The sequence below is a fragment of the Leclercia sp. 29361 genome (assembly GCF_011290365.1).
Lineage (GTDB): Bacteria > Pseudomonadota > Gammaproteobacteria > Enterobacterales > Enterobacteriaceae > Enterobacter > Enterobacter tamurae.
Window position 1 is genome coordinate 3,499,484 of the sequence record NZ_CP049786.1, and the last position, 15,211, is coordinate 3,514,694.

A 15,211-nucleotide genomic window follows, 5' to 3' on the forward strand; every position below is an offset into this window, starting at 1 on the left:
TTAGATCCCTGCGCCCTGCGCATAGCTCTCCTCACCAAACACGCCGGTAGAGAGGTAGCGATCACCGCGATCGCAGATGATCGCCACCACCACTGCCCCCGGCGTTGCCGCTGCTACCCGCAGGGCGCCGGCTACCGCGCCGCCAGAACTGACGCCGCAGAAGACCCCTTCGCGCACGGCCAGTTCACGCATGGTATTTTCCGCCTCGCGCTGATGAATATCCAGCACCTGGTCCACAAGCGAGGCATTAAAAATACCCGGCATGTACTCCGCAGGCCAGCGGCGAATGCCCGGTATGCTGCTGCCCTCTTCGGGCTGCAGACCGACAATGGTGACCGCCTTTTCCTGCTCGCGCAGAAAACGGGATACCCCCGTGATGGTCCCGGTGGTGCCCATACTGGAGACGAAATGGGTGATGCGGCCTGCGGTCTGCTGCCAGATCTCCGGGCCGGTCGTCGTGTAGTGTGCGTAAGGGTTATCGGGGTTGTTGAACTGATCGAGCAGTTTGCCTTCGCCGCGGTTCGCCATCTCAAGCGCCAGATCCCGTGCCCCTTCCATCCCCTGCTCTTTGCTGACCAGAATAAGCTCGGCGCCATAGGCCAGCATCGCAGCACGCCGCTCCTGGCTCATATTGTCTGGCATCAGCAGCTTCATGCGATAGCCTTTGAGGGCGGCAATCATCGCCAGTGCGATGCCGGTATTCCCGCTGGTGGCCTCAATCAGCACATCGCCGGGTTTAATTTCTCCGCGCTTTTCCGCCTCGACAATCATCGACAGCGCCGCACGGTCTTTGACCGACCCCGCCGGGTTGTTGCCTTCCAGTTTGATCCAGATTTCGCTGCCGTTGTCCGGCCCCATGCGCTGCAGTTTGATCAGAGGGGTGTTGCCGATGGTTTGTTCGAGTGTATTCACGATTTTTACTCAATAAAAAAGCCGGGTGGCGCATCGCTTACCCGGCCTACATCCGTGCTTTTGTAGGCCCGGTAAGCGTAGCGCCACCGGGCGATAAACATGGTCAATAACCTATCAGGCAGATTCCGCCAGAGCAAGATCTCCCCGCGTCTCGATGCGATCCTTATCGTGATAAATGCGCGCATGTTGCAGGCCGACAAACAGCCGTTCGCCGCGGTATGGCGGCTCCTCGTCGCGCATCACCACCGTCAGCGGTTCGTCATACCAGCCCAACGGCTGTACCACTAACTGGGTGTAGTGACCTTTCGGACTGGCCTCCAGCACCTGCACCGGCAGCGGCGAATCGAGGCTGGTGCGACGGCTGACGTCAACTTCCCACGGGCGCAGGAACAGATCCACCGGGCCCTGATAGCCAGGGGTGTAACCCAGCGGCCAGCGATGGGCACCGACGTGGAACTGACCGCCGCGAACGGTGCCGTGCAGGCGGTTCACTTCGCCCATAAATTCCAGTACAAAGCGGGTGGCCGGTTCACGCCAGAGCTGTTCTGGCTCATCGACCTGCTCGATATTCCCCTGGCTCATCACCACCACCCGGTCGGCCACTTCCATCGCCTCTTCCTGATCGTGGGTCACAAAGACGCTGGTGAATTTCAGCTCTTCATGCAGCTGACGCAGCCAGCGGCGCAGCTCTTTACGCACCTGGGCATCCAGCGCGCCGAAAGGTTCATCCAGCAGCAGGATCTGCGGCTCAACCGCCAGGGCGCGAGCCAGCGCCACGCGCTGTTTCTGCCCGCCGGAAAGCTGGGCCGGATAACGGTCTGCCAGATGCGCCAGTTGCACCATCTCCAGCAGTTTGGTCACTTTCGCCTTGATAGTGGCGGCATTGGGACGCTCGCGACGCGGCAGTACCGTCAGGCCGAAGGCGATGTTGTCGAACACCGTCATATGGCGGAACAGGGCGTAATGCTGGAACACAAAGCCCACCTTACGATCGCGCGCATGCAGGCGGCTGACGTCGGTGCCGTGGAAACGAATGTGCCCGCTGGTCTGGTGCTCCAGACCGGCGATAATACGCAGCAGCGTGGTTTTACCGGAGCCAGACGGCCCCAACAACGCCACCATTTGTCCGGAAGGGATATCCAGCGAGATATCGTTCAGCACCTGGGTGCGACCAAAGGACTTCTTAATATTGGCAATCTCAATGCTCATGATTTCCCTCCTGATGCTGGCGTTTGGCCTGATTCTCTAAACGCCACTGCACCATACTCTTTAAAAACAGGGTCAAAATAGCCATCAGCGTTAGCAGGGCTGCGGCGGTAAAGGAACCGACGGTGTTGTAGTCCTGCTGCAGCAATTCAATTTGTAACGGCAGCGACAGGGTTTCGCCGCGGATCGAGCCGGACACCACCGATACCGCGCCAAACTCGCCAATGGCGCGGGCGTTGGTCAGCACCACACCATACAGCAACGCCCAGCGGATGTTCGGCAGGGTCACGCGGCGGAACATCTGCCAGCCGGACGCGCCAAGTAAAATCGCCGCTTCGTCTTCATGGCTGCCCTGACTCAGCATCACCGGCACCAGCTCGCGCACCACAAACGGACAGGTCACAAAGACCGTCACCAGCACCATGCCCGGCCAGGCGAACATAATCTGTAAGTTATGTTCATCCAGCCAGCCGCCCAGCGGGCCGTTGGAGCCGTAGAACAGCAGATATACCAGACCGGCCACCACTGGCGAGACCGCAAACGGGATATCCAGCAGGGTCAACAGCAGCTGGCGGCCCGGGAAGTCAAAGCGCGTTACCAGCCAGGCCAGCAGGATGCCAAACACCAGGTTCACCGGCACGGTAATCAAGGCAATCATTACCGTCAGCCAGATGGCGTGCAGCATGTCCGGGTCGGCCAGGTTTTGCAGCGCGGGCATAATGCCTTTGCTGAACGCCTGGACAAAGATGTACACCGTCGGCACGACCAGAATGAAGGCCGATACCAGCACGCCGGTACCAATCAGCAGCCATTTTCCCCAGTTAATGCGGGGCGCGTCGTAGCGTTTCAATTGAGTGATTTCCGCCATCAGTGACCTACCACGCGTCGACCAAAGCGACTTTGCAGAGTGTTAATCGAGAACAGCAGCAGCAGCGAGGCCGCGAGAATCACCGAGGCGATGGCACTCGCCGCCGGGTAATCAAACTCCTGCAAACGAACAAAAATCATTAGCGAGGTGACTTCGGTTTTCCACGCGATGTTACCGGCGATAAAGATCACCGCGCCGAACTCGCCGAGGCTGCGGGTAAACGACAGTGCGACACCGGCCACCAGCGCCGGAGAGAGTTCCGGCATGACCACTTTGCGGAAACTCTGCCAGCGCGTCGCGCCCAGGGTTTCGGCCGCTTCTTCATATTCCGGACCTAACTCCTCCAGCACCGGCTGCACGGTTCGCACCACAAACGGGATACTGGTAAAGGCCATCGCCACCGCAATGCCGAGCCAGGTATAGGTCACCTTGATATCAAACTTCGCCAGCCACTCACCGTAAAAGCCGTTCACCGAGAACAGCGAGGCGAGGGTTAAACCGGCCACCGCGGTAGGCAGCGCAAACGGCAGATCCATTAGCGCATCCAGCAGCGTGCGGCCCGGGAAGCGGTAGCGGGTTAAAATCCACGCCATCAGCAGGCCGAACACACCGTTGAAAATCGAGGCTACAAACGCCGACAGCAGCGTCACCTTATAGGCCGCCACCACCTGCGGGTTACTGATCACTTCCCAGTACTGGGACCAGCTCATCTCAGAGAGCTGGACCACCAGCGCACTGAGCGGTAACAACAAAATCAGACAGACGAACAGCAGGCTGGTCCCGAGGCTTAAGGTAAAGCCCGGCAGCACACGTCTGGTAGAGACTGCAAACATTACTTACGCCCCGCCGCCAACAGTTTGTCTAACTCACCGCCGCTGACGAAATGCGTTTTCATCACCTCAGGCCAGGCGCCAAAATGGTCTTCCACGCGGAACAGGTCGGTCTGCGGGAATTTGTCCTTCAGTTTGTTCATCACGTCCGGGTTGTTCACGCGATAGTAGTAATCGGTGATCACGGTCTGCGCCTGCGGGCTGTAGAGATAGTTGAGATAGGCTTTCGCCGCCTTCTCTGTCCCGTTGGCTTCGACGTTTTTATCCACCCACGCCACCGGGAACTCCGCCAGAATGTTGGTCTTCGGGATCACCACTTCGAAGCCCTGGGCTTCGTACTGTTTGCGGATGTTGTTCACTTCCGACTCAAAGCTGATCAGCACATCGCCCAGACCGCGTTCTGCGAAGGTGGTCGTCGCGCCGCGACCGCCGGTATCAAACACTTCGACGTTTTTCAGGAACTGGGTCATGAACTGTTCGGTTTTGGCTTTATCGCCGCCGTCAGCTTTGTCCGCAGCACCCCAGGCAGCCAGATAGGTATAGCGGGCGTTGCCGGAGGTTTTCGGGTTCGGGAAAATCAGCTTCACGTCAGAACGTACGAGGTCGTTCCAGTCGTGGATATTCTTCGGGTTGCCCTTACGCACCAGGAAGCCCATGGTGGAGTAGAACGGCGAGCTGTTGTTCGGCAGACGGCTCTGCCAGTCGGCCGGGATCAGCTTGCCTTTGTCGTGCAGGATCTGCACGTCGGTCACCTGGTTGTAGGTCACCACATCCGCTTTCAGCCCCTGCAGGATCGCCAGCGCCTGTTTGGACGAACCGGCGTGAGACTGTTTGATGGTCAGCTTGTCGCCGTTATTGTCTTTCGCCCACTGCTGTTCAAACGGCGGGTTGAGGGCGGCAAACAGCTCGCGGGAGACATCATAAGAGCTGTTCAGCAGTTCGGTTGCCTGCGCCTGAGCGACCAGCAACACTGAAGCTGCCAGCACCAGAGATCCTTTTTTCAGTACAGTAACGGCCATTGCGCACCCTAAACGTTGTGATGATTTTCTTAGGGTCATCATATTTATAACGAGTACTAAAGGAGTAACGGTTTTATATACCGTTTGGTGATTTGCAAGCAGAAAAGGGAATAAGGGTGCGGGGAAAATGCCGGGTGGCGCTAGCGCTCACCCGGCCTACGGAAGAACAGTATTTTTACAGCGCCAGCAGACGCTCAACAGAGGGGGCGAAGTAGTAACCGCCGGTCACCGGTCTGGTAAAGCGCAGCATGGCGTCACGCTTGCCGTCGGTATCGCCAAACATGCTCAGCAGCTGCTGTTCGATGTTATACAGACGCGCGCAGTAGGCGCAGAAGTAGAGACCGTGCGTCCCGCTGGCGGTGCCGTACGGCAGGCTCTGGCGCACAATCTTCAGTCCTTTGCCATTCTCTTTCAGATCCACACGGCTCAGGTGGGAGGTCGCCGGGCGGTCGTCGCCGTCGATCTCTTCATTGGCCTCTTTGGTACGGCCAATCATCATCTCCTGGTCCGGCACGCTCATGCGGTTAAGCTGCTTGAGGTTGTGCTCCCAACGCTGGACGAACACGTAGCTGCCGCCCGCGTCCACGCCCTCTTTGATTACCGCCACTTCACGACGCGTCTCATCCCCTGCCGGGTTTTCAGTGCCGTCAACGAAGCCGCTCAGATCGCGATCTTCCACCCAACGGAAACCGTGGGTCTCTTCTTTAACCTCAACGCAGTCGCCAAACGCGGCGATCGCGGCCTGGGCAATGGAGAAGTTCAGGTCGTGACGCAGGGAGAGAATATGGATCAGCACGTCGTACTGGGTGGCCGGAGCCAGACCTTTGCCGTAAGGGACAAAGTCTTTCAGCTCTTCAGCCCCTTCCCCACCGCTCAGCTGACGCCAGACGTTGTGGCCGAACGCCACTACCGCGCCGCAGTGGGCATCCGGAAATTTGGCCTGGAAGGTGGCCAGTTTATCAACGAAAATTTTGCTGGCCGCACGCAGGGCATCGATATCCCCTTTAACACTGGCTTCGATCCAAATCGCCGCGCGGCAATGTTCTGGCAAAATGCCACTCTGAACCTGAGACATCGCTCCTCCTGAAAAAAAAGATGCCACGACGTCGTGGCATAGATGGCGGCGATTATACCCGCTTTTTCAGCGAGGCGGCTTGTCCAGGCGCAATTTACTGCTGCCAGATAATTTTGCTGATTTTCCAGTTCTTCAGCGTGTCATCAGCAGGCATTAATCCGTCCGGGCCGTTCCAGGTTCCGCTGAACTGGTAGCTGATATGCTGGCTACCGTCGGCCTTACACTCCACCGTCACGCTGTCGTCACCCGGCACGCTTATGCAGTTGCCGTAGGCTTTCTGATACAGGTCGCTGAACGGGGTACCGATTTTCACCCCAGTGTCGGTTTCGATTTCGCTGTCCAGCACCTCAATGCGCCCGACAGTGGATTTATCACCGTTAATCACCAGCGCCAGCTGGTCATCTTTCAGCGCTTCGAAGTAGTGCACGATGGTGCCGTTTTGCGTTCTCATGCCGCTGCGCAGACGGTAATCACCGCCTAACGCCGATTCGATAGCGCTCTGTTCCAGCGCCGTGGCGGCAGTGATATTGCCCACGCCCTGTTCGGTCACTTCGGTAGATGAGCCGAACCAGTTCCAGGGATAAGCCGCAGACCAGTTCACGGCGGAGAGCGTTGAACAGCCCGTCAGGACAACGGGGAGCGCGCATAACAGTAAACGCAGCGATTTCATCGGGAGTTCCTTTCTGGTTAATTTAACGCTTGTTGGAGTGCAGCATCGCTAAAAAGTGCCGTTTAATCTTTCTCGGGCGTAAAACAGGCGCGTAAACGGGGATGGGTCACCAGCCACAGCAGCGCCACGATATCGGCCACCTGCAGGGCAATGCCGATGCCGCTTAGCGCTTCCCCCTTCAGCCACAGCAGGGGTTGCCAGCCCAGCAGCACCACCTGGGCGAGGATTAACAGCCAGCGCAGCGCGCGCCAGATACGCGGCATCAGATGACGCCGCCCGCTGAGTAAAAAGGCCAGCACCGCCGGGATCCCCGGCAGCAGCCCGAGCCAGAAGTTATCATGATCGGGATAAAACAGGTTCAGCAGCGTGTTGCCCTGGTCGCGGGAGGCACTGGCCAGCACGAACAATACCCAGGTTCGCGCCTGGAGCAGCAGCACGCACCAGAACAGAAACGGCAGGCGAACCCGGCCTTGGCTGTCATAGTCGCCAGGGTGAAAATCAATACTCTTCATCTTCTATCAGGCGTTTGCCCAGGGTCAGCACGTCGGCATGTTCATAGTTGAGGCGCTCGTACATGCCCAGCACCATGTCATTATCTTCACGCACCATAATCTGAATTTTGGGGCAGCCGCGGGCGATCAGTTTCTTCTCCAGACGATTGAGCAGCGCGTTAGCAATGCCACGCCCACGAAACTCCGGGTGGACGCCCAGGTAATAGGCCGAGCCGCGATGCCCGTCGTAACCGCCCATCACCGTGCCCACCACTTCGCCATTCACTTCGGCGACCAGAAACAGACTGACGTCATGATTGAGCTTGCGCTCGATGTCCATCTCCGGATCGTTCCAGGGCCGCAGTAGATCGCAGCGCTCCCAAAGGGTGATCACCTCTTCGAAGTCTGCCTGGCGAAAAACGCGTATCTCCATGGTATTAACCGCCTTTTTGGGTTCAAAAACAGTGATTATGACGCGAACGCCCTCTTTCGCCAATATCCAGCGAAAAAGGTCAGGAAATTTGGCATAATGGCACTTTGTCACGTATTGAAATGAAAAGTAAAACAATTCACCACACGGACTGTCGTAACGGAAAAGACGATACGATATAACACCAGGACACTCATTTTTTACACTTCAGGCCGCATGAGCACATTCAAACCCTTAAAAACACTCACATCGCGTCGTCAGGTTCTTAAAGCGGGGCTGGCGGCATTGACGTTAACGGGCATCGCCAGGCAGGCTCAGGCAAAAGACGAGAGCACGCTTAAAACCAGCAACGGACACAGTAAACCCAAAGCCAAAAAAAGCGGCGGAAAACGCGTGGTGGTACTGGATCCGGGTCACGGCGGCATCGATACCGGCGCCATTGGCCGTAACGGCTCTAAAGAAAAACATGTTGTACTGGCGATTGCAAAAAACGTCCGGTCAATTTTACGCAGCAACGGCATTGACGCCCGTCTGACCCGCTCCGGCGACACCTTTATTCCGTTGTACGACCGCGTGGAGATCGCCCACAAGCATGGCGCGGATCTGTTTATGTCGATTCACGCGGACGGCTTTACTAACCCCTCGGCGGCGGGTGCTTCGGTATTTGCCCTTTCCAATCGTGGCGCCAGTAGCGCCATGGCAAAATACCTCTCCGACCGTGAAAACCGTGCGGATGAAGTGGCCGGAAAGAAAACCACTGACAAAGATCATCTGCTCCAGCAGGTGCTGTTTGACCTGGTGCAAACCGACACCATCAAGAACAGCCTCACCCTCGGCTCGCATATTTTGAAAAAGATTAAGCCGGTGCACCGTCTGCACAGCAAAGGCACCGAGCAGGCGGCGTTTGTGGTGCTGAAATCCCCGTCGATTCCCTCCGTGCTGGTGGAGACCTCCTTCATCACCAACCCGGAAGAAGAGCGACTGCTGGGCACCACGGCGTTTCGCCAGAAGATCGCCAACGCCATCGCCTCCGGGATCATCAGTTACTTCAACTGGTTCGATAACCAGAAAGCGCACTCCAGGAAACGTTAATGAAACCCAATGCACAGCTGGTCAAAACCTTCCTGCTCCAGTTGCAGGATGAAATTTGCCAGAAACTGAGCGCCGTCGATGGCGGTGAATTTCAGCAGGATGAGTGGCAGCGCGAAGCCGGCGGCGGCGGGCGCAGCCGCGTGCTGCGTAACGGCGGCGTGTTCGAGCAGGCCGGGGTTAACTTCTCCCACGTGCACGGCGATGCCATGCCCGCCTCGGCCACCGCGCACCGCCCGGAGCTGGCGGGCCGCAGCTTTGAAGCGATGGGCGTCTCACTGGTGGTGCATCCGCATAATCCCTTTGTGCCCACCAGCCATGCCAACGTGCGCTTTTTTATCGCCGAAAAACCGGGTGCCGATCCGGTGTGGTGGTTTGGCGGCGGCTTCGACTTAACCCCCTTCTACGGCTTTGAAGAAGACGCTGTCCACTGGCATCAGACCGCACACGACCTGTGCCAGCCCTTTGGTGAAGACATCTACCCGAAGTACAAAAAGTGGTGCGACGACTATTTTTACCTGAAGCACCGTGACGAGCAGCGCGGGATTGGCGGCCTGTTCTTTGACGATCTTAATACCCCGGATTTTGATACCGCCTTCAGCTTTATGCAGGCGGTGGGCAACGGCTATACCGACGCCTACCTGCCAATTGTCGAGCGGCGGAAAAACCACGATTACGGCGTGCGCGAGCGCGAATTCCAGCTCTATCGTCGGGGGCGTTACGTGGAGTTCAATCTGGTGTGGGACCGCGGCACGCTGTTCGGCCTGCAGACCGGCGGACGCACGGAGTCGATTCTGATGTCGATGCCGCCGCTGGTGCGCTGGGAATACAACTTTGATCCGAAAGAAGGCAGCCGCGAGGCTGCCCTGAAAGAGTTTATTCAGGTTCGGGACTGGATTTAACCCCTCACCCTAACCCTCTCCCCAAAGGGGAGAGGGAACCGCACGGAGCCGTCTTTTCACCCTCGCCCCTCTGGGGAGAGGGCCGGGGTGAGGGGAAGCCCCCTTACAGCGGCTGGGTCTGCGCCTCTACCACCGCCAGCGCCACCATATTCACAATCCGACGCACCGAGGCAATCGGGGTTAACACATGCACCGGTTTCGCCACGCCCATCAGTACTGGCCCGACGGTCACCCCTTCCGAACTGGAGACGCGCAGCAGGTTATAGCTGATACGCGCCGCTTCGACGTTCGGCATAATCAGCACGTTGGCTGAGCCTTTCAGCGGGCTGTCCGGCATCCGCTCGTTTCGGATGCTCTCCACCAGCGCGGCATCACCGTGCATCTCCCCGTCAATCATCAGCTCTGGCGCGCGCTCGCGCACCAGATCCAGGGTCTGACGCATCTTGCAGGCCGCCGCCGATTTGGAGGAGCCAAAGTTGGAGTGCGACAGCAGGGCCACTTTCGGCTCGATACCGAAGCGACGCACCGTTTCCGCCGCCATCACCGTGATCTCCGCCAGCTGCTCCGGGGTCGGATCGTCGTTGACGTAGGTATCGGCAATAAAGGTGTTACCGCTTGGCAGCAGCAGCGCGTTCATCGCCCCGGCAGTATGAACCCCTTCGCGATAGCCGAAGATCTCCTGCACCACGCTGAAGTGCTCGTGATAGTCGCCAATGGTGCCGCAGATCAGCGCGTCGGCTTCGCCGCGATGAACCATGATCGCCCCGATCACCGTGGTGTTGCTGATCACCGCCCGCTGGGCCTGCTCCTGGGTGATCCCCCGGCGCTTCATGATGGCGTAATACTCGCTCCAGTACTCCTTGAAGCGTGGATCGGATTCGTTGTTGACGATCTCAAAGTCCACGCCCGGCTTGATCTGCAGCCCCAGCTTCTGAATACGCATCTCGATCACGCTCGGACGACCAATCAGGATCGGCTTCGCCAGCCCCAGGCTTACCAGCTCCTGGGTGGCGTGCAGGACGCGAGCCTCTTCCCCTTCCGCCAACACCACGCGTTTTGCGTCGGTGCGTGCCTGGGAGAAGATGGGCTTCATAAACAGGTTGGTTTTGTAGACGAACTCGGTCAGCTTATCGACGTAGGCATCGAAATCCTGAATCGGGCGTGTCGCCACGCCGGAGTCCATCGCCGCTTTAGCGACAGCCGGGGCGATTTTAACAATCAGACGCGGATCGAACGGTTTTGGAATGATGTAGTCCGGGCCAAAGCTCAGATCCTGATCGCCATAGGCCGAGGCCACCACTTCGCTCTGCTCGGCGTGCGCCAGCTCGGCAATGGCGTGAACCGCCGCCAGCTTCATCTCTTCGTTAATGGCAGTGGCGCCGACGTCCAGCGCCCCGCGGAAGATGAACGGGAAGCAGAGGACGTTGTTGACCTGGTTCGGGTAATCGGAACGGCCGGTACAGATGATGGCATCCGGGCGGACCCCTTTCGCCAGCGGCGGCAGGATCTCCGGCTCCGGGTTTGCCAGGGCGAGGATCAGCGGCGCGCGCGCCATCTTCATCACCATCTCTTCGTTCAGCACTTTCGGGCCCGAGCAGCCGAGGAAGATATCCGCCCCGTCCATCACATCCGCCAGGCTGCGTTTGCCGTCGTCGTCCACGGCGTAGGCGGCTTTGGTTTCGGCCATATTGGCCTCGCGGCCTTTGTAAATAACGCCTTTCGAGTCGCAGACCACGATGTTGTGCTTCTGCATCCCCAGCGCCACCAGCAGGTTCATACAGGCGATGGCTGCCGCGCCCGCGCCGGAGACCACCATGCGCACGTCAGAAAGGTTCTTCTCCACCACTCGCAGGCCGTTCAGGATAGCGGCGGTGCTGATGATCGCCGTCCCGTGCTGATCGTCGTGGAACACCGGAATGTTCATCCGCTCGCGCAGCTTCTGCTCGATGTAGAAACATTCCGGGGCTTTGATGTCTTCGAGGTTGATGCCGCCAAAGGTCGGCTCCAGCGCTGCCACCACGTTAATGAATTTGTCCGGATCGAGTTCATCCACTTCAATATCAAACACGTCGATACCGGCGAATTTCTTGAACAGCACGCCCTTGCCTTCCATTACCGGTTTACCGGCCAGCGCCCCGATATTGCCCAGCCCCAGCACCGCGGTGCCGTTGGAGATCACCGCCACCAGGTTGCCACGGGCGGTGTATTTGTAGGCTGCCAGCGGATCTTTTTCGATTTCGAGACAGGGCGCGGCCACGCCCGGGGAGTAGGCTAATGCCAGGTCGCGCTGGGTCGCGAGGGGTTTGGTTGGGGAGACCTGAATTTTACCGGGAACGGGGAATTCATGAAAATCGAGGGCACTCTGTCTTAACTGCTCGTCCATTGTAAGGTTCCTTTCACGTATCGTTCAAAATGGGTGATGTTGTTATGGTCGGAGTTCACCCTGGGTGGCGGATAGTATCGCTGCTGCCCGCCGTTCAAACTTTGAAGGCTGCCAAACTCTCACCATCAAAAAACAAAAATTGTTATCAATTTATAACAATCATGTTACCTGCCCATCAAAGCAAGACCATGTCCGTCTGCTATGCTTTTTTGTTAAGTACATCGCGAATTTCGCAGAAGTGTGATCTAACACACTCCACCAACTCTTTTATTTCCAAGGAGTAATTATTTATGAACCAACTAGACGGCATCAAACAATTCACCACGGTCGTGGCTGACAGCGGGGATATCGAATCCATCCGCCATTACCAGCCGCAGGATGCGACCACCAACCCGTCGCTGCTGCTGAAAGCCGCCGGGCTGTCGCACTTCTCGCACCTGATTGACGATGCGATTGCGTACGGTAAAGGACGCGGAAAAACCAAAGAGCAACAGGTCGCCGAGGCCAGCGACAAGCTGGCGGTCAATATTGGTAGCGAAATTCTGAAAAGCATCCCGGGACGGGTCTCTACCGAAGTGGACGCACGCCTCTCCTTTGACCAGGAGAAAAGCATCGCCAAAGCGCGGCGTCTGGTGCAGCTTTACGAGGAGCAGGACGTCGAGAAATCGCGCATTCTGATCAAACTGGCCTCCACCTGGGAGGGGATCCGCGCCGCCGAGGTGCTGGAGAAAGAGGGGATTAACTGCAACCTGACGCTGCTCTTCTCCTTTGCTCAGGCTCGCGCCTGCGCCGAAGCCGGGGTGTTCCTGGTGTCACCGTTCGTCGGGCGTATTTATGACTGGTATCAGGCCCGCCAGCCAATGGACCCCTACGTGGTGGAAGAAGATCCGGGCGTGAAGTCCGTTCGTAATATCTACGATTACTATAAGCAACACCGCTACGAAACCATCGTGATGGGCGCCAGCTTCCGCCGCACCGAGCAGATCCTCGCCCTCACCGGCTGTGACCGCCTGACCATCTCCCCTAACCTGCTGCAGGAATTGCAGGATAAAGAGGAATCGGTGATCCGCCGCCTGGTGCCGTCCTCAACGGTGCTGCCAAAACCAAAACCGATGACTGAAGCCGAATTCCGCTGGGAGCATAATCAGGACGCCATGGCGGTCGATAAGCTGTCAGAAGGGATCCGTCTTTTCGCGGTCGACCAACGCAAACTCGAAGATCTGCTCGCCGCCAAACTGTAACCTTGCCATGGAGTGAACTATGTCCCGTAAAGAGTTAGCCAATGCCATTCGCGCCCTCAGCATGGATGCCGTGCAAAAAGCCAATTCCGGTCATCCAGGCGCACCAATGGGCATGGCCGATATCGCTGAAGTATTGTGGAATGATTTCCTGAAGCATAACCCCAACGATCCAACGTGGTACGACCGCGACCGCTTTATTCTCTCTAACGGTCACGCCTCGATGCTGCTCTACAGCCTGCTGCACCTCTCCGGCTATAACCTGCCGCTGGAGGAGTTGAAAAACTTCCGCCAGCTGCACTCGAAAACCCCGGGTCACCCGGAGCTGGGTTACACCCCAGGAGTCGAGACCACCACCGGCCCGCTGGGTCAGGGGCTGGCAAATGCGGTGGGGCTGGCGATTGCCGAGCGCACGCTGGCGGCGCAGTTTAACCAGCCGGGACATGAGATTGTCGACCACAACACTTATGTGTTTATGGGCGATGGCTGTCTGATGGAGGGGATCTCCCACGAGGTCTGCTCCCTGGCAGGCACCCTGGGGCTGGGCAAGCTGATTGGCTTCTACGATCACAACGGCATCTCCATCGACGGCGAGACCGAGGGCTGGTTCACTGACGACACGGCAAAACGCTTTGAAGCCTATCACTGGCACGTGGTGCACGAGATTGACGGCCACGATCCTGAGGCACTAAAAGCGGCCATTCAGGAAGCGCAAAGCGTGACCGATAAACCGTCGCTGATTATCTGTCGCACGGTCATCGGATTTGGCTCCCCGAACAAAGCCGGCAAAGAGGAGTCCCACGGCGCGGCGCTGGGGGAAGAAGAAGTGGCCCTGACCCGTCAGAAACTGGGCTGGAAATACCCGGCCTTTGAGATCCCGAAAGAGATCTACAAAGCCTGGGATGCCCGTGAAGAGGGCGAAAAAGCGCAGGCGGCCTGGAACGAAAAATTTGCCGCCTACCAGAAAGCCCATCCGGAGCTGGCGGCCGAGTTCAGTCGTCGCATGAGCGGCGGCCTGCCGGAGAACTGGGAAGAGACCACCCAGGCGCTGATCGAGAACCTGCAGGCCAACCCGGCGAAGATCGCCACCCGTAAGGCCTCGCAGAACACCCTCAACGCCATTGGCCCGATCCTGCCGGAACTGCTGGGCGGCTCAGCGGATCTGGCCCCGAGTAACCTGACCATCTGGTCGGGCTCAACCTCACTCAAGGAAGATCTGGCCGGGAACTACATCCACTACGGGGTGCGCGAGTTCGGTATGACCGCCATTGCCAACGGTATCGCCCATCACGGCGGATTTGTGCCCTACACCGCTACCTTCCTGATGTTCGTCGAGTATGCGCGTAACGCCGCGCGTATGGCGGCGTTGATGAAGGCCCGGCAGATCATGGTCTACACCCACGACTCCATCGGGCTGGGAGAAGATGGTCCGACCCACCAGGCGGTAGAGCAGTTGGCCAGCCTGCGTCTGACGCCAAACTTCAGTACCTGGCGGCCGTGCGATCAGGTTGAGGCTGCGGTGGGCTGGAAGCTGGCGGTGGAGCGCCATAATGGCCCGACGGCGCTGATCCTCTCTCGCCAGAACCTGGCGCAGATTGAGCGCACGCCGGAGCAGGTGAAAAATATCGCCCGCGGGGGCTATATCCTGAAAGACAGCGGCGGCAAGCCAGATGTGATTCTGATTGCTACCGGGTCGGAAATGGAGATCACCGTTAAGGCGGCGGAGAAGCTGACCGCTGAAGGTCATGCGGTACGGGTAGTGTCCCTGCCTTCAACGGATATCTTTGATGCCCAGGATGAAGCGTATCGTGAGTCGGTGCTGCCTTCTGACGTGACGGCGCGTGTCGCGGTCGAGGCGGGTATCGCGGACTACTGGTACAAGTATGTCGGGTTGAAAGGGAAGATTGTCGGCATGACCGGGTATGGTGAATCGGCGCCTGCCGAGAAGCTGTTCCCGTTCTTCGGCTTCACCGTGGAGAACGTGGTGGAGAAGGCGCAGAGCGTGCTGTAAGTGCCTTGCCCGGCTGTGCGGCCTGATGCCCCCACCCCGCCCTCTCCCTGTGGGAGAGGGTGCACAGACTAAAAACGGCAACCGAAT

Annotated in this window: 14 protein-coding genes; 4 read left to right on the top strand and 10 right to left on the bottom strand. The window is 58.3% G+C overall.

What is annotated here, in order from left to right; genetic code table 11:
• From cysM to G7090_RS16880, 9 genes are all read right to left on the bottom strand, one after another.
• Window positions 1-912 carry a cysteine synthase CysM gene (cysM, locus tag G7090_RS16840; RefSeq protein ID WP_106994666.1) on the bottom strand — a complete coding sequence of 304 codons (912 nt, stop codon included), beginning with the start codon at window positions 910-912 and terminating at the stop codon, window positions 1-3.
• Between the two features lie 114 nt (window positions 913-1,026).
• Window positions 1,027-2,121 (bottom strand): sulfate/thiosulfate ABC transporter ATP-binding protein CysA, encoded by a 1,095-nt coding sequence (cysA, locus tag G7090_RS16845; protein WP_106994664.1) that lies wholly within the window; start codon window positions 2,119-2,121, stop codon window positions 1,027-1,029.
• A complete protein-coding gene (cysW, locus tag G7090_RS16850; protein WP_106994663.1) occupies window positions 2,111-2,986 on the bottom strand; it encodes a sulfate/thiosulfate ABC transporter permease CysW in 876 nt (291 codons plus the stop codon). The genes cysA and cysW overlap by 11 nt, the downstream gene beginning before the upstream one ends.
• A complete protein-coding gene (gene cysT, locus G7090_RS16855; protein ID WP_106994662.1) occupies window positions 2,986-3,819 on the bottom strand; it encodes a sulfate/thiosulfate ABC transporter permease CysT in 834 nt (277 codons plus the stop codon). Before cysT ends, cysW begins: the two co-directional genes overlap by 1 nt.
• The gene (locus G7090_RS16860; RefSeq protein WP_106994661.1) at window positions 3,819-4,835 is read right to left on the bottom strand and encodes a sulfate ABC transporter substrate-binding protein; all 1,017 of its coding nucleotides are present in this window, start codon (window positions 4,833-4,835) and stop codon (window positions 3,819-3,821) included. The genes cysT and G7090_RS16860 overlap by 1 nt, the downstream gene beginning before the upstream one ends.
• 175 nt (window positions 4,836-5,010) lie before the next feature.
• Entirely contained in the window at window positions 5,011-5,910 is a 900-nt protein-coding gene (locus G7090_RS16865; protein ID WP_166183274.1) for a Dyp-type peroxidase, read from the bottom strand.
• Between the two features lie 94 nt (window positions 5,911-6,004).
• Complete coding sequence (locus tag G7090_RS16870; RefSeq protein WP_166183276.1) at window positions 6,005-6,580, bottom strand: RpoE-regulated lipoprotein; 576 nt, start codon at window positions 6,578-6,580, stop codon at window positions 6,005-6,007.
• Between the two features lie 62 nt (window positions 6,581-6,642).
• Window positions 6,643-7,092, bottom strand: coding sequence for a DUF2919 domain-containing protein (locus tag G7090_RS16875; RefSeq protein ID WP_166183278.1), 450 nt, complete (start codon window positions 7,090-7,092; stop codon window positions 6,643-6,645).
• Window positions 7,079-7,504 (bottom strand): GNAT family acetyltransferase, encoded by a 426-nt coding sequence (locus G7090_RS16880; RefSeq protein WP_106994657.1) that lies wholly within the window; start codon window positions 7,502-7,504, stop codon window positions 7,079-7,081. Before G7090_RS16880 ends, G7090_RS16875 begins: the two co-directional genes overlap by 14 nt.
• Before the next feature lie 213 nt (window positions 7,505-7,717).
• On the opposite strand from G7090_RS16880, the gene amiA reads away from it, so the two are divergent.
• Window positions 7,718-8,593 carry an N-acetylmuramoyl-L-alanine amidase AmiA gene (gene amiA / locus G7090_RS16885; protein ID WP_106994656.1) on the top strand — a complete coding sequence of 292 codons (876 nt, stop codon included), beginning with the start codon at window positions 7,718-7,720 and terminating at the stop codon, window positions 8,591-8,593.
• Window positions 8,593-9,492: an oxygen-dependent coproporphyrinogen oxidase gene (gene hemF / locus G7090_RS16890; RefSeq protein WP_166183280.1), complete on the top strand. Its 900-nt coding sequence runs from the start codon at window positions 8,593-8,595 to the stop codon at window positions 9,490-9,492. The genes amiA and hemF overlap by 1 nt, the downstream gene beginning before the upstream one ends.
• A gap of 103 nt (window positions 9,493-9,595) precedes the next feature.
• Here the strand turns inward: hemF and maeB are convergent, their stop codons facing one another.
• On the bottom strand, window positions 9,596-11,875 hold the full coding sequence (gene maeB, locus G7090_RS16895; RefSeq protein ID WP_166183282.1) for an NADP-dependent oxaloacetate-decarboxylating malate dehydrogenase: 2,280 nt from the start codon (window positions 11,873-11,875) through the stop codon (window positions 9,596-9,598).
• 290 nt (window positions 11,876-12,165) lie between these two features.
• Here maeB and tal point away from each other — a divergent pair, with 290 nt between their 5' ends.
• Both tal and tkt read left to right on the top strand, forming a co-directional pair.
• Window positions 12,166-13,116, top strand: coding sequence for a transaldolase (gene tal, locus G7090_RS16900; RefSeq protein WP_106994652.1), 951 nt, complete (start codon window positions 12,166-12,168; stop codon window positions 13,114-13,116).
• Window positions 13,117-13,135: 19 nt separating this feature from the next.
• On the top strand, window positions 13,136-15,124 hold the full coding sequence (tkt, locus tag G7090_RS16905; protein WP_166183284.1) for a transketolase: 1,989 nt from the start codon (window positions 13,136-13,138) through the stop codon (window positions 15,122-15,124).
• The last annotated feature ends 87 nt before the right edge of the window (window positions 15,125-15,211 follow it).

Coding starts and splice junctions, on each gene's coding strand:
- cysA (WP_106994664.1), bottom strand. CDS start 2,121: ATGAGCATTGAGATTGCCAATATTAAGAAGTCCTTTGGTCGCACCCAG.
- cysW (WP_106994663.1), bottom strand. CDS start 2,986: ATGGCGGAAATCACTCAATTGAAACGCTACGACGCGCCCCGCATTAAC.
- cysT (WP_106994662.1), bottom strand. CDS start 3,819: ATGTTTGCAGTCTCTACCAGACGTGTGCTGCCGGGCTTTACCTTAAGC.
- G7090_RS16860 (WP_106994661.1), bottom strand. CDS start 4,835: ATGGCCGTTACTGTACTGAAAAAAGGATCTCTGGTGCTGGCAGCTTCA.
- G7090_RS16865 (WP_166183274.1), bottom strand. CDS start 5,910: ATGTCTCAGGTTCAGAGTGGCATTTTGCCAGAACATTGCCGCGCGGCG.
- G7090_RS16870 (WP_166183276.1), bottom strand. CDS start 6,580: ATGAAATCGCTGCGTTTACTGTTATGCGCGCTCCCCGTTGTCCTGACG.
- G7090_RS16875 (WP_166183278.1), bottom strand. CDS start 7,092: ATGAAGAGTATTGATTTTCACCCTGGCGACTATGACAGCCAAGGCCGG.
- G7090_RS16880 (WP_106994657.1), bottom strand. CDS start 7,504: ATGGAGATACGCGTTTTTCGCCAGGCAGACTTCGAAGAGGTGATCACC.
- amiA (WP_106994656.1), top strand. CDS start 7,718: ATGAGCACATTCAAACCCTTAAAAACACTCACATCGCGTCGTCAGGTT.
- hemF (WP_166183280.1), top strand. CDS start 8,593: ATGAAACCCAATGCACAGCTGGTCAAAACCTTCCTGCTCCAGTTGCAG.
- maeB (WP_166183282.1), bottom strand. CDS start 11,875: ATGGACGAGCAGTTAAGACAGAGTGCCCTCGATTTTCATGAATTCCCC.
- tal (WP_106994652.1), top strand. CDS start 12,166: ATGAACCAACTAGACGGCATCAAACAATTCACCACGGTCGTGGCTGAC.
- tkt (WP_166183284.1), top strand. CDS start 13,136: ATGTCCCGTAAAGAGTTAGCCAATGCCATTCGCGCCCTCAGCATGGAT.